Raw genomic sequence first — 26861 nt, 5'->3', positions numbered from 1 at the left:
AATTTCAGCCAAAAAAAATCCCCGAACCAGTCGGGGATTTTTTATGTGCGATCAATCAGCCCAGGGGCGGATCAATCTTCGCGGTAGCGACGCAGCTTCAGCTGCTTACCGGCAACGCGAGTGTCTTTCAGCTTGGCCAGCAGTTTTTCCAGACCGTCTTCCGGCAGCTCCACCAGGGAGAAGCTGTCACGAACCTGGATGCGACCGATGGCTTCACGTGCCAGGCCACCCTCATTGAGGATAGCGCCCAGCAGGTTCTTGGCAGCGATACCATCACGCGCGCCCAGCGCGGTACGGCAACGAGCACGGCCTTCAGCCAATGGCACTGGAGCACGACGCTCGCGATCACCACGGTCTGGACGGTCGCCGGAACGCTCTGGACGATCACCGCGCGGCGCGCTGTTCGGCACCAGTGGACGTTCTTTCTCGATAGCTGCCAGGGTCAAGGCTTGACCATTGGTCGCCTTGCGCAGCAGGGCTGCAGCCAGGGCACGCGGGGTGCAACCGATATCGGCGGTCAGGCGGTCCAGCAGGTCGCCGTGGGTCGATTCAGCGTCAGCCACCAGTGGCGACAGGCTGTTGGTCAGTTTCTTGATGCGAGCATCCAGAACGGCTTGGGCATCCGGCAGGCGGACTTCGGCAACTTTCTGACCGGTTACACGCTCGATCACTTGCAGCATGCGGCGCTCGCGTGGAGTCACCAGCAGCAGTGCACGACCTTCGCGACCGGCACGGCCAGTACGGCCGATACGGTGAACGTAGGACTCTGGGTCGTACGGCATGTCAACGTTGAACACGTGGGTGATACGTGGAACGTCGAGGCCACGGGCGGCAACGTCGGTCGCCACAACGATGTCCAGACGGCCATCCTTGAGAGAGTCGATCACGCGCTCACGTTGGTTCTGGGCGATGTCACCGTTCAGCGCAGCGGCTTTGTAGCCTTTGGCTTCTAGGGCACTGGCCAGGTCCAGGGTCGCTTGCTTGGTGCGCACGAACATGATCAGGGCGTCGAAGTCTTCGACTTCCAGCAGGCTCAATACAGCCGAGGTCTTCTGGTCAGCGTGAACCAACAGGTGAGCCTGTTCGATCGCGGTAACGGTCTGAGTCTTGGTCTGGATCTTCACGTGCTCTGGATCGCGCAGGTGACGCTCGGCAATGGCACGGATCGACTGCGGCAGGGTGGCCGAGAACAGAACGGTCTGACGGGTCGGTGGCAGCGCCTTGAAGATGACTTCCAGGTCATCCATGAAGCCCAGCTTCAACATTTCGTCAGCTTCGTCCAGAACCAGGTGGTTCACGGTCGACAGGACTTTCTCGTCACGACGCAGGTGGTCGCACAGACGGCCCGGCGTGGCGACAACGATCTGTGCGCCATTACGGATTGCTTTCAGTTGTGGGCCCATAGGCGCGCCGCCGTAAACGGCCACAACGGTTACGCCCGGCATTTGCTTGGCGTAGGTTTCAAAAGCGGTTGCTACTTGCAGCGCCAACTCACGGGTTGGCGCCAGGATCAGGGCTTGCGGTTCGCGCTTGGCAGGATCGATGCAATGCAGGATAGGCAAAGCGAACGCGGCGGTTTTGCCGGTACCGGTTTGCGCCTGGCCGATCATGTCCTTGCCGGCCATGATGATCGGGATCGATTGCTGCTGAATCGCCGAAGGCTCTTCGTAGCCGGTCGCTGCGACGGCTGCAAGAATATTCGGGTTAAGATTAAAAGCGGCGAAGCCGCCGGTTTCCTGGGTCATGGGTCTGCCTCTAAGTGCATCCGCAAAGACCCATGCTCCAAAGCTGCGCATGCCGTGTTGAGACTCAAGAGTCGCCCTGGCTGCTTTGTCGGCGGGGATTTGCGAAAACGAATGAATGAAAAAGATTCGTCAAGGGAGAGTCCGCTGTGCGGACGTGCAGCCGAAGCTGACTTCGGGGAATTGCGCTACCTAAACGCGGCCCGGTTAAAGGCCGGCGCGCACTATACCGGAAATAGCTGAAAAAGGGAGCTTTTTTTATCGCAAAGCACCGACAAACCGCGCTGTGTCACAGCCTTTGCAGATAACACCGGCAAGGTCTATTTTTCAAAGGCCCGGCCCTGCTGGTCATAACACTTAAACGTTTCACCTTACCTGTCGGCCCCTTTGGTCCGAAATCCTTCCCTGCGCCCGAGGGCACACCCATGAATCAAGCCAGTAGCAGCCGCGTCAGCCGTGAACTCCAGGGTCATGTCTTGCTTTTAGGCCTGGACCGGGTGGCCAAACGCAACGCGTTCGATCTGGATCTGCTCAATGAGCTGAGCCTGGCGTATGGCGAATTTGATCGAAACACCGACGCGCGGGTCGCCGTGGTGTTCGCCCATGGCGATCACTTCACCGCCGGGCTCGATCTGGCCAATGTCAGCGGGGTGATGGCCGGTGGCTGGCAGCCGCCCTTGGGCGGTTGCGATCCCTGGGGCGTGTTTGCCGGCCCACGCGTGAGCAAACCGGTGATCGTCGCGGCCCAGGGTTACTGCCTGACTATCGGGATAGAGCTGATGCTGGCTGCAGATATCAACCTCTGCGCCAGCAATACGCGCTTTGCGCAGATGGAAGTTCAGCGTGGGATCTTTCCGTTTGGCGGCGCGACGTTGCGCTTTCATCAGATTGCCGGCTGGGGCAACGCCATGCGCTGGCTGTTGACCGGCGACGAGTTCGACGCCCATGACGCCCTGCGCCTGGGCCTGGTGCAGGAAGTGATGGCCAGCGAAGACCTGCTGCCCCGCGCCGTCGAACTGGCCAACCGTATCGCCCGCCAGGCACCTCTGGGCGTACAGGCCACCTTGATGTCGGCACGGCTGGCGCGGGTGGAAGGCGAGACCGTGGCGGCTGCGGCTTTGCCGCCGATGGTGGATAAACTGCTCAACAGCGAGGATGCCAAGGAAGGCGTACGAGCGATGATCGAGAAGCGCCCTGGGGTGTTCAAGGGTATTTGAACGGGCAGTACCGGCCTCTTCGCGGGCAAGCCCGCTCCCACAGGGGAATGCATTTCAACAGGGAAATGCGGTCAAAATGTGGGAGCAGGCTTGCCGGCGATGGCATCGTTACAGGCGACTAGGTTGCGGGACGAATCGCCTTGATCAACGGCTGCAACGAGTATCCCAACCGCGGCGCCAACGCTTCGGCACGCGCCGAAAGCGCACCCAGGTCCAATACCTGATCCAGCTCCGACGGCACCAGCAGAATCACATTGCCCTCCTTCACCGGCAGTTCCCAGTAATGCCGGTGGTACAAGCCACGCAACAACGCCGCCCCCAGGGGTTTGCCATCGTCGGTGGCCCACTGGTTGATCACCAGCCAACCACCGGGATTGAGTTTTTTCTGGCAGTTTTCCAGGAAGGTCCAGGCCAGGTGCCCGACACCGGGGCCGACGTCGGTATAGAGGTCAACAAAGATCAAGTCGGCCGCTTCGGCGCTGTCGAGCAATTGCAGGGCATCGCCAATGCGAATATACAGCCGCGGGTCGTCGTCCAGCCCCAAGTACTCGATGGCCAGGCGCGGCACATCGGGGCGCAGCTCGATGGCTTCCACGTCTTCCAGCGGCAGGAACTTGAGACAGGCCTGGGTCAGCGTGCCGGCGCCCAACCCAAGGAACAGCGCGCTTTCCGGTTGCTCATGGCACAACGCGCCGATCAACATGGCGCGGGTGTAGTCGTACTCCAGCCAGCTGGGGTCGGCGGTAAATACGCAGCTCTGTTCGATGGCATCTCCGAATTCCAGAAACCGGTAATCCGCCACTTCGAGCACACGGATCATGCCGAAATCATCATGGACTTCGGCCAGCAGGCGCTCGACACGCTCCTCGGTCATCACTACTCCTAACGGTTTACCGCACGGCAAAGGCGCGATTGTCGGCCAACCGGCGGCAACAGGTCACGCACTAATTGCTGATAACATTGGCGCCCGATCTCTAATCAGCCAATCGAGTTCATGATGAGCCAACCCTGGAGCCCCGACAGCTGGCGCGCCCTGCCGATCCAGCAACAACCCCAGTACCCGGACGCTGCGCACTTGCTGCAAGTAGAGCAGAACCTGGCCAGCTACCCGCCACTGGTGTTTGCCGGGGAAGCCCGCGAGTTGCGTCGCCAGTTTGCCGAGGTGACCCAGGGCCGCGCATTCCTGCTGCAAGGCGGCGATTGCGCCGAGAGTTTTGCCGAGTTCTCCGCCGCGAAAATCCGCGACACCTTCAAGGTACTGCTGCAGATGGCCATCGTGATGACCTTCGCCGCCGGTTGCCCGGTGGTCAAGGTCGGGCGCATGGCTGGCCAGTTCGCCAAGCCGCGCTCGGCCAACGATGAAACCATCGACGGCATCACCCTGCCCGCTTACCGTGGCGACATCGTCAACGGTATCGGCTTCGACGAAACAAGCCGCGTGCCGGACCCGGACCGCCTGCTGCAGTCCTACCACCAGTCCACCGCCACCCTTAACCTGCTGCGCGCCTTCGCCCAGGGCGGTTTTGCCGACCTGCACCAAGTGCACAAGTGGAACCTGGACTTCATCGCCAACTCCGCGCTGGCCGAGAAATACAGCCAACTGGCCGACCGCATCGATGAGACGCTGGCCTTCATGCGCGCCTGCGGTATGGACAGCTCGCCGCAACTGCGCGAAACCAGTTTCTTCACCGCCCACGAAGCGTTGCTGCTCAACTATGAGCAAGCGTTCGTGCGCCGCGACAGCCTGACCAACGACTACTACGATTGCTCGGCGCACATGCTGTGGATCGGCGACCGCACCCGCCAACTGGATGGCGCCCACGTCGAGTTCCTGCGTGGAGTGAACAATCCGATCGGGGTCAAGGTCGGCCCGAGCATGAACCCGGATGACCTGATCCGCTTGATCGACATCCTCAACCCGGACAACGACCCCGGCCGCCTCAACCTGATCGCACGCATGGGTGCAGGCAAGGTCGGCGACCATCTGCCAGGCCTGATTCGCGCCGTGCAGCGCGAAGGCAAGCAGGTGCTGTGGAGTTCCGACCCGATGCACGGCAACACCATCAAGGCCAGCAGCGGCTACAAGACCCGCGACTTTGCGCAGATCCTGGGCGAGGTGAAGGAGTTCTTCCAGGTGCACCAGGCCGAGGGGACTTATGCCGGCGGGATTCACATCGAGATGACCGGGCAAAACGTCACCGAGTGCATCGGCGGCGCGCGGCCGATCACCGAGGATGGATTGTCGGACCGCTACCACACCCACTGCGACCCACGGATGAATGCCGATCAGTCGCTGGAATTGGCGTTTCTGATTGCCGAGACGCTTAAACAAGTCAAACGCTGAGATTTAAGTCGCCTGCACTGACGCCTTCACGAGCACGCCCGCTCCCACATTCGACGGCATTCCTACAGGATCTACGCGGTCACATGTGGGAGCGGGCTTGCTCGCGAAGAGGCCCTAAAGCCCACCCCTATCAAGCATTGCCGCCCTTAACCGGTCGGCACTCGGCCGCTGGCAATTGAGCTGCACCTGTTCCAGTCCCAGCCAACCGGCCATTTGCAACAGGTTCTGCGCCAGCGCCTGCATACCCTCATCATCGAGTCCCGACTCTTCTTCGTGCACCGCATGCACCGCCAGGCGTCCATTGGCGCGTTCGGCGCGCAGGTCGACGCGTGCAGCGATCCGTTCGTTGTACAGAAACGGCAGCACGTAGTAGCCGTACACTCGCTTGTCTTGCGGGGTATAAATCTCCAGGCGGTATCGGAAGTCGAACAGACGCTCGGTGCGGCTGCGTTCCCAGACCAGCGAGTCGAACGGCGACAGCAGAGCGCTGGCCGGCACGTTGCGTGGCACTTTCGGGTCAGGCAGGCAGTAAGCCGGTTGCTTCCAACCTTGTACTTGGCAAACCCGCAGTTGGCCGTCTTCCACCAGTTCGGCGAGGCGAGAGCGGCTGTCGGCAGGGTCGAGACGGAAGTAATCGCGCAGGTCCTTTTCGGTGCCCACGCCCAGCGCCGTAGCGCTGTGCAGCAGCAAACCGCGCTGGGCTTGCGCCTCAGTCACAGAGGTTTGAAGGATATCGCTGGGAATGACCCGCTCTGGCAGATCGTAGAGACGTTCAAAGCCGCGTCGGCCTGCAACAGTCACCAGGCCGGCAGCAAACAGCCATTCCAGCGCGTGTTTCTCATCGCTCCAGTCCCACCAAGGACCGGCACGTTCCGCACGGGTCGACAAACTACCAGCACCCAGCGCGCCCTGCTGCTCGACGATCTGCAAGACCCGCCGGATCGTGGCCTGCTGCTCACGCCCAAAACGCGCCATTTGCGAATAAATTCCCTGCCCCTGCTGCGCCCGCGCCATGCGCCAACGCATCAACGGGTAAAGCGCCAGCGGCAACAGCGAAGCCTCATGCCCCCAGTATTCGAACAACGAACGCCGCCGGCCCTGGCTCCAGGCCGCCTGCTCAAGGAGTAAAGGGGAGTAATGACCCAAACGGGAAAACAGCGGCAGGTAATGCGAGCGCACCACGGCATTCACTGAATCGATCTGCAATACACCCAGACGCTCGATCATCCGGTTGAGATGCGCAGCCTTAATCAGTGCAGGCGCCTGGCGCCCGGAAAAACCCTGGGCCGCCAGCGCCATGCGCCGAGCTTGCTTGAGTGAAAAAGACAGGTCGGCGGGCATGGGAATCTCCGTATGGGCGCGCCCCCCACCCTACTGCATCTGCGATCATTTTCGCAGCGGGTCTTGCCAGAAATGCAGCTGCCGCTCCTGCTCTACGTCGCCGCGATTGAGCCCGATATCCTTGAGTGCATCATCGCTCAAGGTTGCCAGCATCTGGCGTTCCGCATGCACCACCTGCCAACGGGCAATCTTGTGAAACAGCCCGGCAAACGGACGTTTCGCCATCAACACAAAACCTCTTTGACCTTTCATCTTCGCGCCCTCCAGTGGGGATGGCGCAAGTGTGTGCCTGGGCTTATGATCAATCCAACGAATGTTTTTTATGCAATACATCTCAGAGATTGATCAATTGTCCAGCTTTCCGAGCATCGACACAGAAGTGCTGCGCACCTTCGTCGCCATTGCCGACCAGGGAGGTTTCACCCGCGCAGGTGAATTGGTCAACCGCACCCAATCGGCGGTGAGCATGCAGATGAAGCGCCTGGAAGAAGACGTGTTGCAGCGCAAGCTGTTCGAGCGTGATGGTCGGCAGGTGCGACTGACGCCCGAGGGCCAGGTGTTGCTGGGCTATGCACGGCGCATCCTGAAACTGCACAGTGAGGTGTTCAACACCCTGCGTGAGCCGCACATGGTGGGGTTGGTGCGCATCGGCACGCCAGATGATTACGTGATGCGTTTCCTACCGGGAATTCTCAAGCAGTTTTCCAAGGCCTACCCGCTGATTCAGATCGAGATGCACTGCGAATCTTCATCAGTGCTGATGCAGCGGCGGGATTTGGCGTTGACCGTCGTCAGCCGCGAGCCAGGCAATGAAATCGGTGAGCTGTTGCGCACAGAACGCATGGTGTGGGTGGCAGCGCCCTGCTTTTGCACGGACGAGCATGATGCCCTGCCACTGGCGATGTCCGGTGTCGACTGTCTCTATACCCAGTGGGCGCGCTCAGCACTGGAGGCAGCCGGGCGGGATTATCGCCTCGCCTATCACAGCTCCAACGTGGCGGCGATCCAGGCAGTGGTCAACGCCGGCCTGGCGGTGATGGTCAGCATGGAAAGCCTGGTGACTGAAGACCTGCGGGTGCTGGGCAAGGACGAGGGCCTGCCCCCCCTGCCCTCGATGAACCTGCACTTGTTGCGCAACCCCCAGATGAATTCGCCCATCACCGACTGCCTGGCGGAATACATCATCGAAGGTTTCAGACCTTAAAGGTCAGCATCACCGCGCACACCACCAGAAAGCCGCAGAACAGGCCGCGCAGTACACGCTCCGGGAGGGCGTGGGCGACTTTCACGCCCCAACTGATACTGAGCAAACCGCCGATGGCCAAGGGGACGCCGATCATCCAGTCCACTTCCTGGTGCCAGGCGTAGGTGACCAGAGTTACACCGGTACTCGGCAGTGCCAGGGCCAGGGACAGGCCTTGGGCAACCACCTGGCTAGTGCCGAACACACTGGTCAGCACCGGCGTGGCAACCACTGCGCCACCCACACCGAATAAACCGCCCATGGAACCGGATGCCGCACCCAGCACCCCGAGCCACGGCCAGGAGTAACGCATCTGCGCCGTCGGCGGTGCGTTGCGGGTGAACATGCGCACCAGGTTGTAGGCCGAGAGCGTCAGCAGGAAGGCAATAAAGCCGATGCGCATGGCGCCCGCATCCAGGCCCACGGCCCAGATCGAACCGAGCCAGGCGAAACTGAAACCCATCACGCCCAACGGCAACGCATGGCGCAGTTCAATGCGGTTGCGCTGGTGGTAGCGCCACAGCGCTAGCATCACATTGGGCACGACCATCACCAGTGCCGTGCCCTGGGCCAGTTGCTGATCCAGGCCGAACAACACGCCCAGCACCGGGATCGCGATCAGCCCGCCGCCAATGCCGAACAGCCCACCCACTGTGCCGAGGGCCGCGCCCAATACCAGGTACATCATTAAATCCAACACAGCTTGTCACTCCGCAATCACAGGCCTTGCATCCTACGCAGTCGACTCTGGCGCGGAAACGCACAGCAACGCACAATGGCTGTGCCAATCTCGCATAAGCATTCGTTTGATGAACCCCAATACTCTGACTGATCAACTGAGCCTGTTTCTCGATGTGTTGGAAACCGGCAGTTTTTCCGCGGCAGCACGCCGTCATCCCTTGACGCCCTCCGCGGTGGCGCGGCGGATCGACAGCCTGGAAAGCTCGGTGGGCAGCCGCCTATTCCAGCGCAGCACCCACGCGGTAGTGCCGACCCCGGCGGGTGTGGCGTTTGCCGAGCGGGCGCGGCGGATCGTCAGCGAGTTGCAATTAGCACGGGCCGAAGCCGTGTCGTTGAGCCATGCGCCGGAGGGTCTGATTCGGGTGGATGCGCCAGCGGCGTTCGGTCGACGGCACCTGGCGCCGGTGATTGCGGACTTCCTGAATGTCTACCCAGGGCTGGATGTGCACCTGCATCTGATCGACAGTTTTGTGGACATGCAGGGCGCGCACCTGGGCAAGGTTGACCTGGTACTGCGCGCCGGGCATATCGTCGACACGCGGTTGATCGCTACCCCACTGGCGAGCATCGTGCGCGTCGCCTGTGCCAGCCCGGCCTATCTGAAGAGCCGAGGCATGCCGAACCACCCTCAGGAGCTGAGCGAACACGACGGGCTGGACTGGGATGGCCTGGCGCCAACATTCGCCTGGCGATTCGAGCTGGATGGGCGCCGTGCTACCTATCGCCCACGTCGCATCCGCATGAGTGCAAATAACGCCGAAGCCTTGCTGTCCGGTGCCCTGGCCGGACTGGGCATTGCCCACCTGCCCACCTGGCTGGCCAGTGAATACCTGGTGCGCGGCGAACTGCTGCCATTGTTTTGCGAAAATGGCCTGCCCAGCCCCGAAACCACCGGGATCTATGCACTACGCCTGGAACAGCAACCCAACGCACGCAGCCGCTTGTTGCTGGAATACCTCAAAACCCGCTTCAGCCCCGTGCCGTCGTGGGACCTGGCATTGCAAAGTGGCTTGGTCTGACCGCTCGGACAGAATTATCTGGCGCATTAAAGATTTGCCCGCTAGATTCCAGCCCAGAGACGTTTTCCGGAGGCAACGCCATGAGCAAAAATCCCGATCCTTGCGAATCCCTGATGCTGGATAACCAGCTGTGCTTCGCCCTGCACTCGACCTCGCTGCTGATGACCAAGGTCTACAAGCCACTGCTGCAAGCGCTGGGCCTGACCTACCCGCAGTACCTGGCAATGATGGTGTTGTGGGAAGAGGATGGTTTGACCGTCGGCGAAATCAGCAGTCGCCTGCTGACTGATCCGGGCTCGCTGACACCGCTGCTCAAGCGCCTGGAAGTCGAAGGCCTGCTCAGCCGTACCCGCAGCCGCGAAGATGAACGCGTGGTGGTCGTGGAATTGACCGCCGCCGGCCGCGCCCTGCAAGACCGGGCCATGGGAATTCCCCACTGCATCCTCGGTGCAAGCGGCCTGGAGTTGGACCAATTGCGTAAGTTGCAGGGCGACCTGATTGCGTTGCGCGCTAACCTGCAAGCCAGCATTTAAACCCCTTCCCCTTCAAGGGCGTCGACTCCGCTGCGCCCGCAGACAACGACCGTTCGTCCCGCCCTCTGAATAATTTTATAAATTTATCTTGCGCGCAAAACATTGGCGCTATACATTCTCCTCACCAACTACTTAGCGCGCAAACATTTAGCGCTAAAACAAAGAGGAAAACGCCATGCAAACGCTCTATACCGCAGTAGCTACCGCCACCGGCGGCCGTGATGGCCGTGCTGTTTCCAACGACAACATCCTCGACGTCAAACTCTCCACCCCTAAAGAACTGGGTGGCGCCGGCGGCCAGGCCACCAACCCTGAGCAACTGTTCGCTGCCGGCTACTCGGCCTGCTTCATCGGCGCCCTGAAATTCGTCGCCAGCCAGACAAAACGCAAAATCCCGGATGACGCCTCGATCACCGCCCACGTCGGTATCGGCCAGATTCCTGGTGGTTTCGGCCTGGATATCGACCTGCACATCAGCCTGCCGGGCCTGGCTCAAGACGACGCGCAAAGCCTGGTCGACGCCGCTCACCAAGTCTGCCCGTACTCCAACGCCACCCGTGGCAACGTTGATGTACGCCTGCACGTGACTGTCTAAATGACCTCGGCCGCCCCTGGAGAACGCAATGAACACAATTGGTAAAGCACTCACCGGCACCCTGCTCGCCTTGTCCATCACCAACGCCTTTGCTGCGTCAGGTGAAGTCGAACACTCCACCCAAGCTTTTCTGGACGTGTTGAACGCCGGCACCGGCAAACCGATGGAACAACTGACGCCAAAGGACGCCCGTGCCGTACTGACCGGCGCCCAGGCCGGTGTGAAGCTGACCTTGCCCAAAGCGGATGTGAGCCAGAAGACCATCCAGGTCGATGGCAAGCCGCTGGACCTGACCATCGTGCGTCCGGCCGGGGTCAAGGGCACATTGCCGGTGTTCATGTTCTTCCACGGCGGCGGCTGGGTGCTTGGGGACTATCCGACCCATGAACGCCTGGTGCGGGATCTGGTGGTGGGTTCGGGGGCGGTGGCGGTTTTCGTCAACTACACGCCTTCGCCGGAAGCGCACTACCCGGTGGCGATCAACCAAGCCTACGGCGCGACAAAATGGGTGGCCGAGCACGGCCAAGAGATCAACGTTGATGGCAAGCGCCTGGCGGTAGCGGGCAACAGTGTCGGCGGCAATATGGCGGCAGTGGTCAGCCTGATGGCCAAGGACAAGGGCACACCGGCGATCAAGTTCCAAGTGCTGTTATGGCCGGTGACCGACGCCAATTTCGACACAGGGTCCTATAACCAATACGCCGAAGGGCACTTCCTCACCCGCAACATGATGAAGTGGTTCTGGGACAACTACACCACCGACGCCAACCAGCGCGCCGAGATCTACGCCTCGCCGCTGCGGGCGACCATTGACCAGCTGAAAGGCTTGCCGCCCGCGCTGATTCAAACAGCCGGCGCCGACGTGTTACGCGATGAAGGCGAAGCCTATGCCCGCAAGCTGGACGCAGCCGGTGTAGCGGTCACCGCCGTACGTTACAACGGCATGATCCACGACTACGGTTTGCTCAACGTGGTCAGCCAAGTCCCAGCAGTCCGCTCCGCGCTGCTCCAGGCCTCGGATGAGCTGAAGCAACACTTGAAGTAAAACGTAACGCGCATAAAAAAGCCCGACGCATGGTCGGGCTTTTTTCGTATCGGCAGGGCCAGAATTACTTCTTGGCGCGACCTTTGTACGAACCACCTTCGCGGGTGTCGATTTCGATCAGGTCGTCGATTTCGATGAAATCGGCCACTTGCAGTTCGGTACCGTTGCTCAGCTTGGCAGGCTTCATCACCTTGCCCGAAGTGTCGCCGCGAGCGGAACCTTCGGTGTAGGCCACTTTACGCACGATGGTGGTCGGCAGCTCTACGGAAACCAGGCGCTCTTCGAAGAAAATAGCTTCGCAGACGTCTTCCATGCCTTCTTCGATGAACGGCAGAACGGCTTCGATATCTTCAGCGTTCAGCTCGTACATGGTGTAGTCAGTGGTGTCCATGAACGTGTAGGTGTCGCCGCTGATGAAGGACAGGGTCGCTTCTTTGCGGTCGAGGATTACGTCGTCCAGTTTGTCATCGGCGCTGTAGACGATCTCGGTCTTGTAACCGGTCAGCAGGTTCTTCAGCTTGGTCTTCATGATTGCGCTGTTACGACCAGACTTGGTGAACTCAGCTTTCTGAACCAGCCAAGGGTCGTTTTCGAGACGGATCACTGTACCGGGTTTCAGTTCTTTACCAGTTTTCATTGCATATATCCGAAATTTGGATGGGATTTACAAAATTCAAGGTGGCGTATCATATCCAACTTTCATAAAACTTCACCAGCGCCGTCGCAAGATCGGCCTGCAAACCCTGTTCCAGACACCATGTTTCGGCGCGCTGGCTCACCTCCGGCCAGTGCTCCAGCAGCATTTTCCACGGTTGAGCCATATCGGCCTCCGTGTTCCAGGCTTGCCAGAGACCGATCAACGCCGCGCTTGCCGCCGCTGATAAGTCGGCGGTGTACAGCTCCAGGAAGGCGTCGAGCTTGTCGAGATGGATGTCTTCGTCCTGACGGTAGATGTGCCACAACAACGGCCGCCCGGCCCATTGGGCGCGCACGAACGAGTCTTCGCCGCGCACGGCATTGAAGTCGCAGCACCACAGTAGACGGTCGTATTGTTCCTGGCGCACGAACGCGATGACCTGCACCGTCAGCGATCCGCGTTGCTGGATATCGCCCGCGACCAGCCGTTCCACATCGAGCCAGCGCTGCACGTCGCCCAGAATACGCCCCTCCGGAACCAGCAGATGAGTGGCACGCCCGTCCGTCGATAACACGTCGAGCCAGCTGGCGAGGCCAGCATTTTCGTAGGCGAACAGTGAGATCAGCCGCGCATCGACTGCGGGAACTATGCCCAAGGCTTGTAGGAAGTCTCGTTGTGCACCGGCATCCTGCTGAAACGCCTTACGTTCTTCCAGCAACCGCGCCTCACGCAATAACCCGCCAGTGCCGGGGCGGAACCCGGGAAAGAAGAAGTACTTCTGCACGCCCTTGAATTTCACCGATGGCAGCCGATGACAGCCCACCACCCACTCTTCAGCACTCAGGTAATCCAGGTTCATCCACAACGGCGTACATCCGCGTTCAGCCATGGCTTCCATATAGTCGGGCGGCAACTGGCAGGCGAACGCGGCGATCACCACATCCGCTGCCGGTACACTCACCCACTCGGCCGGCCAATGGCGCACTTCGACGCCTTCCTGCCATTGCAGGTCTTGCTCCACATCGATGTCCGGACACATGCGTTCGAACGCGCGCAGGTCGTCGACCCACAAGCGCACATCGCAGGCGTGCTCCGCGACCAATTGCCGGGCCAGGCGCCAGGTCACGCCGATGTCGCCGTAGTTGTCGACGACACTACAAAAAATATCCCAGCGGGCTTTCATTCCGGGCTCCAACGCTCAAAGGCTCGATTGTCCGCATAAATGCGCGGATGCAGAAGACTTGATCGCGATTATTCTGCACGGTGGCTGTGCGACAATTGCCGCCACGCCGTCAATGCCTGCCAGGAGGCCATCATGTCTGATCGTCCGTTGTCGCTGTTCAAGCTCAGTGCTTCCATCGCGTTTGGGGTGTGGTTGGGGTTTATCGCCATCGCGCTAACGGCTTGGCTGGCATCGCGCTACCTGTTCCCGCAGAGCCTGGCACCGGTGGCCCAGGCCGTGCAGCAATTGGGCAAGCCTGCGGTGGTAGCACCTGAACCGCCGAACCGCATGTTCGAGCAGTACCAGCAAAACCTGCAGAAGCAGGAACAACAACAAACCCTGGACCAGGCCCGCAACAATGCGCGTAACTTGTCCAATCCCAAATGCCAGTTCTGGCTGCAACAGGACCAGAACGCCCCCAACGAAAAGACCCGGGCCAATGTCCTGCAATTCTGCGATTGATGACCATGAATAAACACGCCGTGCACCCGCTCGTACTGGAAAAGCTCACCCTCGACCTCGACATTGCCCAACGCGCCGCGCAGACCGCCTACGAAACCGCGACCCACGAAGAAAACATCGCAGAGAACAAATACGACACGCTGGGGTTGGAAGCATCCTACCTGGCGGCGGGGCAAGCCAAACGCGTGGAGGAGATCAAGCAAGCGTTGGCGCTGTGCCAGAACATGCAACTGCGTGCTTACGATGATCAGCGGGGCATTGAAATCGGCGCGCTACTGGGCCTGGAAGACGAAAACGGTCGCCAGCAGTGGCTGTTCCTGGCGCCGGACGCGGCAGGCTTGAAGGTCGATGTGGTCGGGCAACCGGTGACCGTCATCACCCCGCGCTCGCCACTGGGCAAAAGCTTGCTGGGTAAGTTCGAAGGCGATGAGGTGGAGATTATGGTGGCGGGCGCTCGGCAACATTTTACAGTTACCGAGGCTAGATAACCTGTAGGAGCGAGTTTGCTCGCGAAGCACACAAGCACGCCGCGTTAATCCTGGCGCCCTGCGTTATCGTTGACGATTGTCGCGAGCGGGCTAGCTCCTACAGTGGATCGCATTCATTCACTTAATGGACGGGCAGCTCAACGCCATCAAACAACGCTTCCAGCTCCTGCTTATTGTGGCACTGGATCGCCTTGGCCATGACCTCACGGGTCAGGTGCGGCGCAAACTTCTCGATGAAGTCGCACATGAAGCCCCGCAGGAAGGTGCCACGACGGAAGCCGATCTTGGTCACGCTGGACTCGAACAGCTCGCTGGCATCAAGCACCACCAGGTCTTTGTCGAGCGCAGTGTCGACCGCCATCTTGGCGACGATGCCCACGCCCAGCCCCAGGCGCACGTATGTCTTGATCACGTCGGCGTCGGCTGCGGTGAACACCACTTTCGGCGTAAGACCGCGATGGCTGAAGGCTTCGTCAAGCTTGGAACGGCCGGTAAAACCAAATACGTAAGTCACGATCGGGTATTCAGCCAGGGCTTCCAGGGTCAACTTCGGCAGCTTGGCCAACGGGTGACCTTGAGGCACGACGACGCAACGGTTCCAGCGGTAGCACGGCATCATCACCAGGTCGCCGAACAGCTCCAGGGCCTCGGTGGCGATGGCGAAGTCGACGGTGCCGTCAGCGGCCATCTCGGCGATCTGCATCGGCGAACCCTGGTGCATGTGCAGGGCCACGTCCGGGTACTGCTTGATGAAATCGCGGATCACCGGCGGCAACGCATAACGCGCCTGGGTGTGGGTGGTGGCGATGGACAGGGTGCCCTTCTTCTCGTTGGAGAATTCCTGGGCGATCTGCTTGATGCTTTCGACTTTGCGCAGGATCTCGCCAGCGGTGGTGATGATGCGCTCACCGGCCGGGGTGACACGGGTGAGGTGCTTGCCACTGCGCGCGAACACTTCAACGCCCAGCTCGTCTTCGAGCAGGCGGATCTGCTTGCTGATACCGGGTTGCGAGGTGTAAAGGCTTTGAGCGGTAGCGGAAACGTTGAGGTCGTGGTGCGCCACTTCCCAGATGTAGCGCAGTTGTTGAAGCTTCATATGTGTCCCTCAAAGCAGATAGACGCCACGGGTATCAGCGACGGTATATAACTATATTAAAGGTTCGATGGATAAATCTAGAACTTTTTATCGTTCCCAACCATCACACGTCCTCACTGCGTCGACGCTGCAACGAAGGCACCAGGTAAACCGGCACCGTAGACAACTGCAGCACCCGAGCAGCCGTGCGCCCCAACGGGGTGGCCGCCGCGGTTGCATGGCTATGACTACCTACGATCAACAGGTCTACGGAAAGTTTGCGCAGTTGGTCGAGTATCACCTCACACGGGTCCCCCTGGATCACCCGTACCGAGCGAATCAACTTCAGGTCTTGCTCCCCGTCACCCAACTCCTCGCGAAAACTGTCCAGCACCCGCTGTTCGATCGTCGCCATGACCGTGGTCACCCCCTGACTTTGCCACTCACTCAGGGCCTTCTCATCAAGGTAGCTCTGTAACACCGATTCGGCGAACAGCCCGATGGGCTCGACTACGTGAATCACATACAGGTCCGCCTTGAACGTCCGCGCCAGCGCCAGCGCATGCTGCATCACATAAGGCGCATACAGACCGAGGTCCGTGGCGTACAGCATCGAACGAATCATAGAACCTCCTGGGCGGCCAGGATGGCGGAGATGAAATCAGCTTAGCAGCGCCTCGCTGACTTCGACTGACTTACAGCTTCACCTCATTACTGATGCCATGGGGCACATGCCCGGTGGCGACAAACTCCATGGCTTTCTCGCAATGCCCGGCCTGGTCATCGAAGAACACATCGGCAGCAAACGCCTCCAGGAACGCGGATTTTTCCAGGCCGCCCAGGAACAACGACTCGTCCAGGCGAATATCCCATTCACGCAAGGTGCGAATCACCCGCTCGTGTGACGGCGCCGAACGGGCAGTGACCAAGGCGGTGCGGATCGGGCAGGCCTCATCGGGAAACTCGCGCTGCAATAAGTTGAGTGCCGCCAAAAACCCTTTGAAAGGACCGCCGTGCAAAGGCTGGCGCGCCGACTCCCGCTCATTGGCCTGGAACGCCTCAAGGCCCCCGGCCTGGTACACGCGTTCCGACTCATCGGAGAACAGCACCGCGTCGCCGTCGAAGGCAATGCGCAGTTCTTCGCTGGAGGCACGGTTCGGACCGCCGGACAGAATCGTCGCCGCTGCAAACCCGGCATCGAGGGCACTGCGCACGTCTTCAGCGTGGGTTGAAAGAAACAGATGGCAACCAAACGCTGCCAGGTAAGGATAAGGACTACGCCCGCCTACGAAAGCGGCGCGGGAAATATCCAGGCCGTAATGTTGGATTGAATTGAACACGCGCAGGCCAGTGTCGGCACTGTTGCGCGACACCAACACCACTTCGACCCGGGCACGGCCGAGACGGGCATTGAGGCTCAGCAGCTTCTTGACCAGCGGGAAAGCGTCACCGGGCTCGAGGATTTCCTCCTCGTGTTCGATCTGGTACTGGCGGTAAGTCTCGACCCCTTCGGCCAGGTAGACCTTGTGGCTTTCACTCAAGTCAAAGAGTGCCCGCGACGAGATCGCCAGCACCAGTTTGTCGCCCAATCCCTTTGCCATCGTGTGCCCTCGAACTCAGCGGTTATGTCGATCAATGAAACTCAAGGCTTGGTACAGCGCCTGCATCCGCGGCAGTTCGCACCCGGCAGCCTTGGCGGCAGCGAGTGGCCGGGCGTAGATCGCCGCCAGTTCCAGCGGGCGTTTGTGCACGTGATCGTGGTACATGCTCGGCAGATAGTCGTCCATGGTTTCGGTCATGGTGAACATCTGCTCGGCGTAGCTTTGCGGGATGTCATGACCACAGGCGTGGGCACCCTGTATCACTTCGGCCATCAGCGCCTGGATCAGCGCGCGACTGGACTCGTCGGCCATCATGGCCGTGGTGCCCGCGCCCAATAATACCGAGAGGCCGTTGTAGGGCACGTTCCACACCAGTTTGTGCCAACGGGCCTGATGCACGCTGGCCATGGCCTGGGACTCAATGCCAGCTTTGTGAAACAGCGCTGCGCCGGCTTCGACGATCGCCTGTTGGGCGGCACCATCATTGGCCGCCGTGCCACTGTGATAACCCAGGTTGACCCGGCCTAACGCCTGATGCTCGATCACGCCGGGGGCAGAGCGGTGCACGCCGATGTAGCACAGGCCACCCAGCAGGTGCAGCGATGCGGGCAGGTGCTGACGCAGGCTGTCTTCGACATCGAGGCCGTTTTGCAGCAGCACCACCTTGGCATCCGGCGCGGCCACCTGGGCGAGGGTCGGGGCCAGCTCGAGGTTGCCGGTCGACTTGGTGCCTACCAGCAACCAGTCGCACGGCGGCATATCGGCCGCACGGGCATACGCTTGTACCGGATGCAGGTGCAAGGGGCCATGCACCGTGCTGTTCAGATGCAGGCCGTGCTCGCTGACCGCCGCGTATTCACTGCGCAACAGGAAGTGCACATCGAAACCGGCGCGCGCCAGCATCAAGCCGTAGAAACCGCCGATGGCGCCGGTGCCGATGATGCCGATCCGCGGCGACTGGGGTGTAACTGCTGTCATGGCAATTCCTCAGGTGGACGGGTGAGTGCCTGTTTTACTGAGTCGAAAACGTCGTCACGCGTAAGACGTGTGTGTATTTGCCCCAGGAATTGACCCTCGCACACCACGAACAGCGCCGGCAAATGAAAGATCTGGTAGCGTTCGACCGCCCCACCGTTCTGCCCGGCGTCCACCCAGCACACGCGGTCCACTGGCAACGGCCAGCCCGGCAACTGTTGGCGCGCCCAACGGCAACTGGAACACCCCTGGCTCGTAAACACGACGAGCGAAATACCTGGCAATCCCAGCAATTGCTGGTCAATATCCAGGTCGGTCAATTCCAGTTCCTTCACTATACTGCTGCCACCGCCGTCAATTGGACGGTGCTCGGAGTCCGTGTACATGGGTCGTTTTGTACCTCACCCTGATGATGTCGCTGTCGAGTTAATCCAACGCCCCTCTCCTGCTATCCCCCGCCAACGCCTGCACACCAGCGGCCTGGGCGGCATCGCCTGCGATTGGCCACGTGCCTGGCGCGAAGGCACGGCGGTTGATCTGCACATCCCCTCCCTGGGCGCCAGCGCGCGTTATCCGGGCTATGTGGCGTGGTGCCGCAAGGTGGAAACCGGCTACCGCGTCGGTATCTCGTTTACCGACGAACATGCCTTGTTCGGTGCCCGCATGGGTGAGCAAGCATGCCGGATACAGCGCTATTGCCGCCAGCACGAAGATGCCGAGCCGACACCCCAGCAACTCGAAGCCCTCGCCCGCGAGTGGGTATCGCGCCATGCGGGCGAGTTCTCCCATGAGGCCTTTGTGGCGCCAGCACTGGATTAAAGCGGGCTTTGCCCATTGTCGCGGGCCCGTGTTACGCGCTAAGGTTCCTCCCCCTGCATTCAAATCATGCTGTGCTCCGCCGCACGGGGATGGCTGGCGGCCGGCACCCGTGACCCTGACGAGTAACACGATGGCTGATTTACCGATCAATGACCTAAACGTCGAATCCAACGAGACCCTGATCACACCCGATCAGCTCAAGCGCGAAATCCCCCTGAGCGACGCTGCCCTGCAGACCGTCACCAAGGGCCGCGAAGTCATCCGTGACATTCTCGACGGCACCGACCACCGCCTGTTCGTTGTCATCGGGCCTTGCTCGATCCACGACCTGAAGGCTGCCCACGAGTACGCCGAACGCCTGAAAGTACTGGCGGCGGAAGTGTCCGACACGCTGTACCTGGTGATGCGCGTCTATTTCGAAAAACCGCGCACCACCGTCGGCTGGAAAGGCTTGATCAACGACCCGTACCTGGACGACTCGTTCAAGATCCAGGACGGCTTGCACATCGGTCGTCAATTGCTGCTGGACCTGGCCGAGATGGGCCTGCCCACTGCCACCGAAGCCCTGGACCCGATCTCCCCGCAGTACCTGCAGGACCTGATCAGTTGGTCGGCCATCGGCGCACGTACCACCGAATCCCAGACTCACCGTGAAATGGCGTCCGGCCTGTCCTCGGCCGTGGGCTTCAAGAACGGCACCGATGGCGGTCTGACCGTGGCGATCAACGCGCTGCAATCGGTCTCCAGCCCACACCGCTTCCTGGGTATCAACCAGGAAGGTGGCGTGTCCATCGTCACCACCAAGGGCAACGCCTACGGTCACGTGGTATTGCGTGGCGGCAACGGCAAGCCCAACTATGATTCGGTCAGCGTTGCGCTGTGCGAGCAGGCGTTGAACAAGGCGAAGATCAAGCCGAACATCATGGTCGACTGCAGCCACGCCAACTCCAACAAGGACCCGGCTCTGCAGCCGTTGGTGATGGAAAACGTTGCCAACCAGATCCTGGAAGGCAACCAGTCGATCATCGGCCTGATGGTCGAGAGCCACCTGAACTGGGGTTGCCAGGCGATTCCAAAAGACCTGACCGACTTGCAGTACGGCGTGTCGATCACCGATGCCTGCATCGACTGGTCCGCCACCGAAAACACCCTGCGCAGCATGCACGCCAAGCTCAAGGACGTATTGCCTAAGCGCAAACGCACCTGATTTAAACTGCGCACACAAAAACGCCGGGCTCAGCCCGGCGTTTTTCATTGCATTGTCTATGTCTTACAGCTTGGCAGCATGGCGCTGGTGGCGCTCCATGTAGCGTTCGACGTAGGAGCAGGACGGGATCACCGTGTAACCGGCCTCTTCGGCGAACTTCAAGGCTTCCTCGGTCAATGCCGCCGCAATCCCACGGCCCCGCAGTGCGTTGGGCACGAAGGTCCGATAGATGTCCAGGGTCTGTTTGCCGAGGTCCATATAGGTCAGATAGGCACGATGACCGTCCACATTGGTCTCGAACTGATGACCAGCCTGGTCATGGTGGATGGACAACGCCTCGCTCATCACTACTCCTCGCGGGTCTTGGTTTCTGACCCCTACCTTACCGATGTTTTTCCGGCGAAGGAACATCTACGCCACCCCGTGCCGGTTTCGACAACGAGAAAACCCTGAGCGCTTACAACCAGCACGTAGGGAATAGTAGGCACCAATCCTGAAATTGCTCAAGGCGCACTCGTCATCCGCTGCCGCTGGTGGATATAGAAAGGGCTCCGATCAACCTGGGATCGAAAGCCTGAACATTGCCGGCACTTGAACCTTAAGACGAACAGGCGCTCTTAAAGTCACCTCTACATGCGTAAAAGATGCAGGACAACGCAAAGCCATGCTGAACGGAAGTATCAGCGTGGATATATAAAATTTCATCTGTTTGCAAGGCTTAACACATGCGGGCCGGCCCTTTCAGCCTGGATCCAATTTTCGCCTGTTCGAAAAAATTGGACGGTTTTTATACAAACCTCCAAAAGATTAGCCAAAATAGATTCGGCGCGAGAATTTTTTTTGCTTCTTGCGCTACGTCAGTTTACTTACTACAAGTAATGGGTAGTATGTACGCCGGCTATTAGCTCACTCTGGGCGAACTAGCTATCTAATAGAAAGTCCTTGAAGGGGAACACGATGAACAACGTTCTGAAATTCTCTGCTCTGGCTCTGGCCGCAGTTCTGGCTACCGGTTGCAGCAGCGTCTCCAAAGAAACCGAAGCTCGTCTGACTGCAACTGAAGACGCAGCAGCTCGCTCCCAGGCCCGTGCAGACGAAGCCTACCGTAAAGCTGATGAAGCTCTGGCTGCTGCTCAAAAAGCACAACAGACTGCTGACGAAGCTAACGAGCGCGCTCTGCGTATGCTTGAAAAAGCTAGCCGCAAGTAATAATCCCTCGGGGTTGTTATCAAGCCGATCCATTTATGGGTCGGCTTTTTTATTGCCTGGGGTGTGTACCTCAATCTCGGGCAATAAAAAGCCCGCCCCGGCGCAAGACCGTGGCGGGCTTATGATCGAGCGACTTATTGCGGCAGGTCGATCGGCGCGCTCACGGCGACCGAGGCCGCGCCAGGCTCGCCGATCTCCGTCGGCAAACCATCTTCCGCCGCGACCACATCGCGCACCTGGTCCCAGTTCACCCGCAATTGATTGGCCAAGTCTTCACGCTTGAGCAAGGCGTTGATGACAGCGGTGTGTTTGTCGACCACCGACGGCGTCCCGTCATCATTCAACGGCGTATGTGCTTCCAGGTAGACCTTGCCACCACTGCGACCGAATTTATAGGCATCGTTGATGATGCGCACCGACGTCCCCACCGGCACCATGCCCGCCATCTCCAACACGTTGTTGTTGAACATACGGAAGCAGCCGTGACTTGTACGCGTGCCGATACCAAATTTCATGTTGGAACCGTGGATCAGGTAACCCGGCGTGCCCAGGGTGAACTTGAACGGACCCAGCGGATTGTCCGGGCCGGCCGGCACCACGTTGGGCAGCGGGTCACCATTGGCGGCGTGCTCGGCCTTGATCGACGCGGGCGGCGTCCAGGTCGGGTTGGGTGTCTTGGCGATGATGCTGGTGTGGGCAATAGGAGAACCCCAGCCTTCACGACCGATCCCCAACGGGAACGTGTAGACCACGTTCTGGCCCTTGGGGAAGTAGTAGAGTCGGTATTCCGCCAGATTGATCACGATGCCTTCGCGCGGGCCCGGCGGCAGGATGAAGCGCGTCGGCAGCACGATCTCGGTGCCCGCGCCCGGCAACCATGCATCCACGCCGGGGTTGGCGGCGACCATCTCCGAGTAACCCAGGTCATAGGTGGTGCCCAGGTCGGCAAAGGTGTCTTCGTACTTGGCCTTGATCACCTGGACCTGGCCGACGATGTCTTCACCCGGCGGTGGCAAGGGCAACTGCAGGGCCGACGCAGAACCGGCCGCACAGAGTGCAGCGAGAGACAGGCAGCAGGTGACGACGGAAAGGCGCGACAACATCCGGTAAATCCTTCGCAGACGACGGGTAGGTAAACATCGATTGTATACGTGAAGCGCGCTTCTAGCTGCCCCCTACAACTCGAAACGCAGCTCCGGCCAGATCGGCGGCGTACCCCGCTTCTGGGACTCCAGGATCGCACGGCACAAAGGGCACAGGCGCTGGTCCTGGAAAATCGAACGATCCACCCGCGACCAGCGCGGTTGCGCAGGCAAGAGCGTGCCGCAGAGTGTGCGATCGATGGAGCCCCCCAGCTCAAGTTGACGCGCCACCAGATGCACCCGCACTTCCTGACAGGCGAACAGGTCCAGCTGCTCGTCCGGCTCGATCAGTTGGTAGTTAAACAGGGACCAGGCAGGACGCGACATCGGGGGCTCCAAATCGGGGGGGCGCCACCTTAGCCGAAAGCCTGCCGGTAGAAAAGCGTCATAACAGCGGTTTTAGCGTCGGCCAGACATTTTCCAGCAACTTATTCTGTGCGCCGACCGCCGGGTGAAGTTGATCGGCCTGCATCAGCTCCGGATGCCCGCCCACGCCGTCGAGGAAAAACGGCACCAGCGGGACGTTTTTTTGCTTGGCCAACGCACCATAGACCTCGGCAAATGCGGTGGTGTATCGCGGGCCATAGTTGGGTGGCAGTTGCATCCCCAACAACAGCACCTTGGCCCCGCCGGCCTTGGACTGATCAATCATCGACGCAAGATTTTGTTGCAATTGCGCGGGTGGCTGGCCGCGCAAGCCATCGTTGCCACCCAACTCGATCACCACCACGTCCGGCTTATGCTCTGCAAGCGCCGCCGGCAGCCGCGCCAGGCCTCCGGCACTGGTATCCCCGCTGATGGAAGCGTTGACCACTTTATCGTCGAAACCTTCCTGTTTGAGCCGTTGTTGCAGCAGGGCAACCCACCCTTTGCTGGTATCCAGGCCGAAACCGGCACTGATACTATCGCCAACGATCAGGACTGTACCCGCCGCTGCGTTCTGGGCCATGCACATCAAGGCCAGGCCAGCACTCAAAAACCACATTCGCATCGGATTCTCCATGGGCGCAAGCATTCTCACCGCGCGGAACCTTAGCAAAGTGGTTCCCAGCGCGGAAGGTGAACTGACTATCCTGCACGAACTGAGCCTGGAACTGAACAAGGGCGATAGCCTGGCTATCGTCGGCAGCTCCGGCTCCGGCAAATCCACCCTCCTCGGCCTGCTGGCCGGCCTGGACCTGCCCAGCAGCGGCGAAGTCACCCTCGCCGGGCAAGCCCTCAGCACCCTCGACGAAGACCAGCGCGCACGCATCCGTGCCGAGCACGTGGGCTTCGTGTTCCAGTCGTTCCAACTGCTCGACAGCCTCAACGCGCTGGAAAACGTCATGCTGCCGCTGGAACTGGACGGCCGCAAAGACGCCCGAGAACGCGCCCGACACTTGCTTGAGCGTGTCGGACTGGGCCAACGCCTGACCCACTCGCCGCGCCAACTTTCCGGTGGCGAGCAACAACGGGTGGCGATTGCCCGCGCCTTTGCCGCAGAACCGGACGTGCTGTTTGCCGATGAACCCACCGGCAACCTCGACAGCCACACCGGCGAGCGCATCAGCGACCTGCTGTTCGAACTCAACAAAGAGAGCGGCACGACCCTGGTGCTGGTCACCCACGACGAGCGTCTGGCCCACCGTTGCCGACGCCTGATCCGCCTTGAAGCCGGCCTGATGGTCGCGCCCCTGGAGCCTTGATGGCACGTTTGCCGCTGTTGCGCCTGTTCAGCCTTGCCATGCGCCAATTGCTGCGCGACGCCCGCGCCGGCGAATTGCGCGTGTTGTTCTTCGCCCTGCTGGTGGCCGTGGCAGCCAGCACCGCCATCGGTTACTTCGGTGCGCGTCTCAATGGCGCCATGTTGTTGCGCGCCACCGAGTTCCTCGGCGCCGACCTGGTACTGGAAGGCAGCTCGCCCGCACGACCGGAGCAAATCCGCTCAGGCACCGAACTGGGCCTGGATCACGCCCGCATCGTGGAATTTTCCAGCGTCATTGCCACCGATAACGGCATCCAGCTCTCCAGCATCAAGGCAGTCAACGAGCAGTACCCGTTGCGCGGTGAACTGAAAAGCGCGGCGGCCCCCTTTGGCGCTGAAACCCCAGGCGGCGGACCAAAACCCGGTGAAGCCTGGGTGGAAGCGCGCCTGCTGACCGCGCTGGACCTCAAGGTTGGCGACAGCATCGATGTGGGTATGAAGACGCTGCGCCTGGCCCGCGTGCTGACCTACGAGCCGGACCGCGCCGGCAACTTCTACAGCCTGACGCCAAGGGTGATGATCAACCTGGCAGACCTGGACGCCACCGGTGTGGTGCAGCCCGGCAGCCGCGTGAGTTATCGCGAATTGTGGCGCGGCCCACAGGGCAGCACCGTGCTGCAGACCTATCGAGACCTGGTCAAGCCAGGCCTCGCCGCCAACCAACGCTTGCAGGACTCCCGGGACGGCAACCAGCAGATCGGCGGCGCCCTGGGCAAGGCCGAGCGCTACCTGAACATGGCCAGCCTGGTGGCCGTGCTGTTGGCCGGTGTGGCCGTGGCGCTGTCGGCCAACCGCTTCGCAACCCGACGTTTTGACGCCAGTGCGTTGCTGCGCTGCCTGGGATTATCGCGACGCGAAGCCATGTTGCTGTTCAGCCTGCAACTGAGCGTACTGGGACTGCTGGCGAGCCTCACCGGCGCCGTGCTCGGCTGGCTGGCGCAGTTTGGCCTGTTCTATTTCCTCCACGACCTGCTGCCAGCGGACGTGCCACCCGGTGGGCTGCTGCCGGCGATCGCCGGGATCGGTACAGGGCTGGTCGCCCTCGCCGGTTTCGCCCTACCGCCCCTGGCCGCACTGGGTCGTGTGCCACCGCTGCGGGTATTGCGTCGCGACATGCTGCCGATTCCTTCCAGTACCTGGATGGTCTATGGCGCGGCGCTGTTTGCCTTGGGCCTGATCATGTGGCGCCTGAGCCTCGACCTGGTGCTGACCTTCGCCCTGCTGGGCGGCGGCGTGGTCGCTGCGCTGATACTCGGCGGCTTGCTCCTGCTGCTGTTGCAAAGCCTGCGTCGCCTGCTGGCCCGCGCGTCACTGCCTTGGCGCCTGGGCCTGGGCCAACTGTTGCGTCACCCACTGGCGGCGGCGGGTCAATCCCTGGCCTTCGGCTTGATCCTGCTGTCCATGGGCTTGATCGCCCTGTTGCGCGGCGAGTTGCTCGACACCTGGCAAAATCAGTTGCCCAAGGATGCGCCCAACTATTTCGCCTTGAATATCCTGCCAGCCGACAAGGACGCCTTTGGCGCCCGCCTGCTGGAACTGCAAGCGCAATCCGCACCGCTGTATCCGGTGGTGCCGGGACGTTTGATCAGTATTAACGGCGAACCCGTACAGGAAATCGTCAGCAAGGACTCCAGCGGTGATCGCGCGGTGCAACGCGACCTGAGCCTCACCTGGGCCGCCGAACTGCCGCCGGGCAACGCCCTGACCGCGGGCTCGTGGTGGTCACAACAACCCACCGATGAAGTCCCTGGCGTCTCTGTCGAAGCCAAGGTGGCGGAAAGCCTCAAGCTCAAGCTCGACGACCACCTGGTGTTCACGGTCGGCGGTGAAAATCGTGAAGCGCGGGTAACGAGCCTGCGGACCATCAACTGGGACAACTTCCAGCCCAACTTCTTCATGATCTTCCAACCGGGCACCTTGAAGGATCTGCCGACCACCTACCTGACCAGCTTCTACCTGGCGCCAGGGCATGACCAGCAGATCGTCGACCTGTCGCGGGCCTTCCCGGCGGTGACCATCCTGCAGGTTGAGGCGCTGCTGGAGCAGTTGCGCAGCATCCTTGCGCAAGTGACCCTTGCGGTGGAATACGTGCTGCTGTTTGTGTTGGCGGCGGGGATGGCGGTGCTGTTCTCCGGCCTGCAAGCCACCTTGGATGAGCGCATCCGACAAGGGGCACTGCTGCGCGCACTGGGCGCCGAGCGCAAGCTATTGGTCAAGGCCAGGCGCATCGAGTTCGGTTTGCTGGGTGCCGTGAGTGGACTGCTCGCAGCGCTCGGGACCGAGTTGGTGACCTTTGTGTTGTATCGCTATGCGTTTGACCTGGCCTGGCAGCCTCATCCGTGGCTGTTGCTGCTGCCGGTGATCGGTGCCGTACTGATCGGTGGTGCAGGTGTGTTTGGCACCCGTCGTGCGCTCAATGCCAGCCCACTGACCGTGCTACGCGAAGGCTGAAACGCAGTC

At 60.7% G+C, this 26861-nt stretch carries 30 protein-coding genes; 14 read left to right on the top strand and 16 right to left on the bottom strand.

All coding sequences use genetic code 11. From position 1 onward, the window contains the following. Positions 1–71 precede the first annotated feature (71 nt). Positions 72–1745 carry a DEAD/DEAH box helicase gene (locus tag BMZ57_RS26350; RefSeq protein ID WP_010211841.1) on the bottom strand — a complete coding sequence of 558 codons (1674 nt, stop codon included), beginning with the start codon at positions 1743–1745 and terminating at the stop codon, positions 72–74. Between the two features lie 422 nt (positions 1746–2167). Here BMZ57_RS26350 and BMZ57_RS26345 point away from each other — a divergent pair, with 422 nt between their 5' ends. Continuing rightward, a complete protein-coding gene (locus BMZ57_RS26345) occupies positions 2168–2959 on the top strand; it encodes a crotonase/enoyl-CoA hydratase family protein (RefSeq protein WP_045792378.1) in 792 nt (263 codons plus the stop codon). A 118-nt stretch (positions 2960–3077) separates the two neighbouring features. Here the strand turns inward: BMZ57_RS26345 and BMZ57_RS26340 are convergent, their stop codons facing one another. After that, positions 3078–3833, bottom strand: a complete 756-nt coding sequence (locus BMZ57_RS26340) for a spermidine synthase (protein ID WP_010211844.1) — start codon at positions 3831–3833, stop codon at positions 3078–3080. Between the two features lie 123 nt (positions 3834–3956). On the opposite strand from BMZ57_RS26340, the gene BMZ57_RS26335 reads away from it, so the two are divergent. Next, a complete protein-coding gene (locus tag BMZ57_RS26335) occupies positions 3957–5303 on the top strand; it encodes a class II 3-deoxy-7-phosphoheptulonate synthase (protein ID WP_010211845.1) in 1347 nt (448 codons plus the stop codon). Positions 5304–5417: 114 nt separating this feature from the next. On the opposite strand, the gene BMZ57_RS26330 is transcribed toward BMZ57_RS26335, so the two are convergent. Beyond that, complete coding sequence (locus BMZ57_RS26330) at positions 5418–6644, bottom strand: winged helix-turn-helix domain-containing protein (protein ID WP_069673336.1); 1227 nt, start codon at positions 6642–6644, stop codon at positions 5418–5420. 45 nt (positions 6645–6689) lie between these two features. Beyond that, a complete protein-coding gene (locus BMZ57_RS26325; RefSeq protein WP_010211847.1) occupies positions 6690–6896 on the bottom strand; it encodes a DUF1127 domain-containing protein in 207 nt (68 codons plus the stop codon). Positions 6897–6966: 70 nt separating this feature from the next. Here BMZ57_RS26325 and BMZ57_RS26320 point away from each other — a divergent pair, with 70 nt between their 5' ends. Next, positions 6967–7848, top strand: a complete 882-nt coding sequence (locus tag BMZ57_RS26320; RefSeq protein ID WP_032882913.1) for a LysR family transcriptional regulator — start codon at positions 6967–6969, stop codon at positions 7846–7848. Here BMZ57_RS26320 and BMZ57_RS26315 read toward each other — a convergent pair. Then, a complete protein-coding gene (locus BMZ57_RS26315; protein WP_010211849.1) occupies positions 7838–8587 on the bottom strand; it encodes a sulfite exporter TauE/SafE family protein in 750 nt (249 codons plus the stop codon). The genes BMZ57_RS26320 and BMZ57_RS26315 overlap by 11 nt on opposite strands. Positions 8588–8696: 109 nt before the next feature. Here BMZ57_RS26315 and BMZ57_RS26310 point away from each other — a divergent pair, with 109 nt between their 5' ends. The 4 genes from BMZ57_RS26310 to BMZ57_RS26295 all read left to right on the top strand — a co-directional run bounded on the left by BMZ57_RS26310 (position 8697) and on the right by BMZ57_RS26295 (position 11820). Next, the gene (locus tag BMZ57_RS26310) at positions 8697–9647 is read left to right on the top strand and encodes a LysR family transcriptional regulator (protein ID WP_069673335.1); all 951 of its coding nucleotides are present in this window, start codon (positions 8697–8699) and stop codon (positions 9645–9647) included. Between the two features lie 80 nt (positions 9648–9727). Further along, complete coding sequence (locus BMZ57_RS26305; protein WP_010211851.1) at positions 9728–10180, top strand: MarR family winged helix-turn-helix transcriptional regulator; 453 nt, start codon at positions 9728–9730, stop codon at positions 10178–10180. Between the two features lie 175 nt (positions 10181–10355). Then, on the top strand, positions 10356–10775 hold the full coding sequence (locus tag BMZ57_RS26300) for an organic hydroperoxide resistance protein (protein WP_010211852.1): 420 nt from the start codon (positions 10356–10358) through the stop codon (positions 10773–10775). Positions 10776–10803: 28 nt separating this feature from the next. Beyond that, positions 10804–11820, top strand: coding sequence for an alpha/beta hydrolase (locus BMZ57_RS26295; RefSeq protein ID WP_021492245.1), 1017 nt, complete (start codon positions 10804–10806; stop codon positions 11818–11820). A gap of 64 nt (positions 11821–11884) precedes the next feature. Here the strand turns inward: BMZ57_RS26295 and BMZ57_RS26290 are convergent, their stop codons facing one another. Together BMZ57_RS26290 and earP are read right to left on the bottom strand one after the other, a co-directional pair. Next, a complete protein-coding gene (locus BMZ57_RS26290; protein ID WP_003172723.1) occupies positions 11885–12457 on the bottom strand; it encodes an elongation factor P in 573 nt (190 codons plus the stop codon). Between the two features lie 49 nt (positions 12458–12506). Then, positions 12507–13640, bottom strand: coding sequence for an elongation factor P maturation arginine rhamnosyltransferase EarP (gene earP / locus BMZ57_RS26285; protein WP_010211857.1), 1134 nt, complete (start codon positions 13638–13640; stop codon positions 12507–12509). Between the two features lie 132 nt (positions 13641–13772). Between earP and BMZ57_RS26280 the strand changes: the two genes are divergently transcribed. Further along, positions 13773–14141, top strand: a complete 369-nt coding sequence (locus tag BMZ57_RS26280; RefSeq protein WP_010211859.1) for a hypothetical protein — start codon at positions 13773–13775, stop codon at positions 14139–14141. A 5-nt stretch (positions 14142–14146) separates the two neighbouring features. Beyond that, positions 14147–14629 (top strand): GreA/GreB family elongation factor, encoded by a 483-nt coding sequence (locus tag BMZ57_RS26275; RefSeq protein WP_069673349.1) that lies wholly within the window; start codon positions 14147–14149, stop codon positions 14627–14629. A 121-nt stretch (positions 14630–14750) separates the two neighbouring features. Here the strand turns inward: BMZ57_RS26275 and cysB are convergent, their stop codons facing one another. From cysB to BMZ57_RS26250, 5 genes are all read right to left on the bottom strand, one after another. Then, complete coding sequence (gene cysB / locus BMZ57_RS26270; protein WP_010211864.1) at positions 14751–15725, bottom strand: HTH-type transcriptional regulator CysB; 975 nt, start codon at positions 15723–15725, stop codon at positions 14751–14753. A 103-nt stretch (positions 15726–15828) separates the two neighbouring features. Then, complete coding sequence (locus BMZ57_RS26265) at positions 15829–16329, bottom strand: universal stress protein (protein WP_010211866.1); 501 nt, start codon at positions 16327–16329, stop codon at positions 15829–15831. Positions 16330–16399: 70 nt separating this feature from the next. Next, positions 16400–17305 carry a 5'-nucleotidase gene (locus BMZ57_RS26260; protein WP_010211867.1) on the bottom strand — a complete coding sequence of 302 codons (906 nt, stop codon included), beginning with the start codon at positions 17303–17305 and terminating at the stop codon, positions 16400–16402. Positions 17306–17320: 15 nt separating this feature from the next. After that, positions 17321–18283 carry a putative 2-dehydropantoate 2-reductase gene (locus BMZ57_RS26255; RefSeq protein ID WP_010211869.1) on the bottom strand — a complete coding sequence of 321 codons (963 nt, stop codon included), beginning with the start codon at positions 18281–18283 and terminating at the stop codon, positions 17321–17323. Further along, positions 18280–18666, bottom strand: coding sequence for a YbbN family protein (locus BMZ57_RS26250; RefSeq protein ID WP_010211871.1), 387 nt, complete (start codon positions 18664–18666; stop codon positions 18280–18282). Before BMZ57_RS26250 ends, BMZ57_RS26255 begins: the two co-directional genes overlap by 4 nt. Between BMZ57_RS26250 and BMZ57_RS26245 the strand changes: the two genes are divergently transcribed. Together BMZ57_RS26245 and BMZ57_RS26240 are read left to right on the top strand one after the other, a co-directional pair. Then, positions 18665–19099: a PilZ domain-containing protein gene (locus BMZ57_RS26245; RefSeq protein WP_042570783.1), complete on the top strand. Its 435-nt coding sequence runs from the start codon at positions 18665–18667 to the stop codon at positions 19097–19099. The genes BMZ57_RS26250 and BMZ57_RS26245 overlap by 2 nt on opposite strands. A 130-nt stretch (positions 19100–19229) precedes the next feature. After that, positions 19230–20306 (top strand): 3-deoxy-7-phosphoheptulonate synthase, encoded by a 1077-nt coding sequence (locus BMZ57_RS26240; protein ID WP_069673334.1) that lies wholly within the window; start codon positions 19230–19232, stop codon positions 20304–20306. 63 nt (positions 20307–20369) lie between these two features. On the opposite strand, the gene BMZ57_RS26235 is transcribed toward BMZ57_RS26240, so the two are convergent. After that, complete coding sequence (locus BMZ57_RS26235; protein ID WP_003189869.1) at positions 20370–20651, bottom strand: GNAT family N-acetyltransferase; 282 nt, start codon at positions 20649–20651, stop codon at positions 20370–20372. 612 nt (positions 20652–21263) lie between these two features. Between BMZ57_RS26235 and oprI the strand changes: the two genes are divergently transcribed. After that, complete coding sequence (oprI, locus tag BMZ57_RS26230) at positions 21264–21515, top strand: outer membrane lipoprotei OprI (RefSeq protein ID WP_003172710.1); 252 nt, start codon at positions 21264–21266, stop codon at positions 21513–21515. 134 nt (positions 21516–21649) lie between these two features. On the opposite strand, the gene BMZ57_RS26225 is transcribed toward oprI, so the two are convergent. The 3 genes from BMZ57_RS26225 to BMZ57_RS26215 form a co-directional block, all read right to left on the bottom strand. Next, a complete protein-coding gene (locus BMZ57_RS26225) occupies positions 21650–22618 on the bottom strand; it encodes a L,D-transpeptidase family protein (protein WP_069673333.1) in 969 nt (322 codons plus the stop codon). 72 nt (positions 22619–22690) lie between these two features. Next, a complete protein-coding gene (locus tag BMZ57_RS26220; RefSeq protein WP_010211879.1) occupies positions 22691–22984 on the bottom strand; it encodes a hypothetical protein in 294 nt (97 codons plus the stop codon). A gap of 58 nt (positions 22985–23042) precedes the next feature. Then, positions 23043–23648 carry an arylesterase gene (locus BMZ57_RS26215; RefSeq protein WP_010211880.1) on the bottom strand — a complete coding sequence of 202 codons (606 nt, stop codon included), beginning with the start codon at positions 23646–23648 and terminating at the stop codon, positions 23043–23045. Between the two features lie 10 nt (positions 23649–23658). Between BMZ57_RS26215 and BMZ57_RS26210 the strand changes: the two genes are divergently transcribed. After that, positions 23659–24342, top strand: coding sequence for an ABC transporter ATP-binding protein (locus BMZ57_RS26210; protein WP_005786391.1), 684 nt, complete (start codon positions 23659–23661; stop codon positions 24340–24342). Beyond that, complete coding sequence (locus BMZ57_RS26205; RefSeq protein WP_010211881.1) at positions 24342–26852, top strand: ABC transporter permease; 2511 nt, start codon at positions 24342–24344, stop codon at positions 26850–26852. Before BMZ57_RS26210 ends, BMZ57_RS26205 begins: the two co-directional genes overlap by 1 nt. Positions 26853–26861 lie beyond the last annotated feature (9 nt).

Origin of the sequence: Pseudomonas simiae (assembly GCF_900111895.1) — a bacterium.
Lineage (GTDB): Bacteria > Pseudomonadota > Gammaproteobacteria > Pseudomonadales > Pseudomonadaceae > Aquipseudomonas > Aquipseudomonas simiae.
The sequence above is the reverse complement of the archived record's forward strand: the minus strand, read 5'-3'. Positions and strand labels throughout refer to the sequence as shown.

Bases quoted from the DNA above. Each gene is read 5' to 3' on its own strand.
- BMZ57_RS26295 (WP_021492245.1), top strand. From the start codon at position 10,804: ATGAACACAATTGGTAAAGCACTCACCGGCACCCTGCTCGCCTTGTCC.
- BMZ57_RS26325 (WP_010211847.1), bottom strand. From the start codon at position 6,896: ATGAAAGGTCAAAGAGGTTTTGTGTTGATGGCGAAACGTCCGTTTGCC.
- BMZ57_RS26350 (WP_010211841.1), bottom strand. From the start codon at position 1,745: ATGACCCAGGAAACCGGCGGCTTCGCCGCTTTTAATCTTAACCCGAAT.
- BMZ57_RS26255 (WP_010211869.1), bottom strand. From the start codon at position 18,283: ATGACAGCAGTTACACCCCAGTCGCCGCGGATCGGCATCATCGGCACC.
- BMZ57_RS26320 (WP_032882913.1), top strand. From the start codon at position 6,967: ATGCAATACATCTCAGAGATTGATCAATTGTCCAGCTTTCCGAGCATC.
- BMZ57_RS26290 (WP_003172723.1), bottom strand. From the start codon at position 12,457: ATGAAAACTGGTAAAGAACTGAAACCCGGTACAGTGATCCGTCTCGAA.
- BMZ57_RS26280 (WP_010211859.1), top strand. From the start codon at position 13,773: ATGTCTGATCGTCCGTTGTCGCTGTTCAAGCTCAGTGCTTCCATCGCG.
- BMZ57_RS26220 (WP_010211879.1), bottom strand. From the start codon at position 22,984: ATGTCGCGTCCTGCCTGGTCCCTGTTTAACTACCAACTGATCGAGCCG.
- BMZ57_RS26330 (WP_069673336.1), bottom strand. From the start codon at position 6,644: ATGCCCGCCGACCTGTCTTTTTCACTCAAGCAAGCTCGGCGCATGGCG.
- BMZ57_RS26310 (WP_069673335.1), top strand. From the start codon at position 8,697: ATGAACCCCAATACTCTGACTGATCAACTGAGCCTGTTTCTCGATGTG.
- BMZ57_RS26340 (WP_010211844.1), bottom strand. From the start codon at position 3,833: ATGACCGAGGAGCGTGTCGAGCGCCTGCTGGCCGAAGTCCATGATGAT.
- BMZ57_RS26260 (WP_010211867.1), bottom strand. From the start codon at position 17,305: ATGGCAAAGGGATTGGGCGACAAACTGGTGCTGGCGATCTCGTCGCGG.
- BMZ57_RS26205 (WP_010211881.1), top strand. From the start codon at position 24,342: ATGGCACGTTTGCCGCTGTTGCGCCTGTTCAGCCTTGCCATGCGCCAA.
- BMZ57_RS26335 (WP_010211845.1), top strand. From the start codon at position 3,957: ATGAGCCAACCCTGGAGCCCCGACAGCTGGCGCGCCCTGCCGATCCAG.
- BMZ57_RS26215 (WP_010211880.1), bottom strand. From the start codon at position 23,648: ATGCGAATGTGGTTTTTGAGTGCTGGCCTGGCCTTGATGTGCATGGCC.
- BMZ57_RS26305 (WP_010211851.1), top strand. From the start codon at position 9,728: ATGAGCAAAAATCCCGATCCTTGCGAATCCCTGATGCTGGATAACCAG.
- BMZ57_RS26245 (WP_042570783.1), top strand. From the start codon at position 18,665: ATGGGTCGTTTTGTACCTCACCCTGATGATGTCGCTGTCGAGTTAATC.
- BMZ57_RS26250 (WP_010211871.1), bottom strand. From the start codon at position 18,666: ATGTACACGGACTCCGAGCACCGTCCAATTGACGGCGGTGGCAGCAGT.
- BMZ57_RS26300 (WP_010211852.1), top strand. From the start codon at position 10,356: ATGCAAACGCTCTATACCGCAGTAGCTACCGCCACCGGCGGCCGTGAT.
- BMZ57_RS26345 (WP_045792378.1), top strand. From the start codon at position 2,168: ATGAATCAAGCCAGTAGCAGCCGCGTCAGCCGTGAACTCCAGGGTCAT.
- earP (WP_010211857.1), bottom strand. From the start codon at position 13,640: ATGAAAGCCCGCTGGGATATTTTTTGTAGTGTCGTCGACAACTACGGC.
- BMZ57_RS26275 (WP_069673349.1), top strand. From the start codon at position 14,147: ATGAATAAACACGCCGTGCACCCGCTCGTACTGGAAAAGCTCACCCTC.
- BMZ57_RS26225 (WP_069673333.1), bottom strand. From the start codon at position 22,618: ATGTTGTCGCGCCTTTCCGTCGTCACCTGCTGCCTGTCTCTCGCTGCA.
- oprI (WP_003172710.1), top strand. From the start codon at position 21,264: ATGAACAACGTTCTGAAATTCTCTGCTCTGGCTCTGGCCGCAGTTCTG.
- BMZ57_RS26265 (WP_010211866.1), bottom strand. From the start codon at position 16,329: ATGATTCGTTCGATGCTGTACGCCACGGACCTCGGTCTGTATGCGCCT.
- BMZ57_RS26210 (WP_005786391.1), top strand. From the start codon at position 23,659: ATGGGCGCAAGCATTCTCACCGCGCGGAACCTTAGCAAAGTGGTTCCC.
- cysB (WP_010211864.1), bottom strand. From the start codon at position 15,725: ATGAAGCTTCAACAACTGCGCTACATCTGGGAAGTGGCGCACCACGAC.
- BMZ57_RS26240 (WP_069673334.1), top strand. From the start codon at position 19,230: ATGGCTGATTTACCGATCAATGACCTAAACGTCGAATCCAACGAGACC.
- BMZ57_RS26235 (WP_003189869.1), bottom strand. From the start codon at position 20,651: ATGAGCGAGGCGTTGTCCATCCACCATGACCAGGCTGGTCATCAGTTC.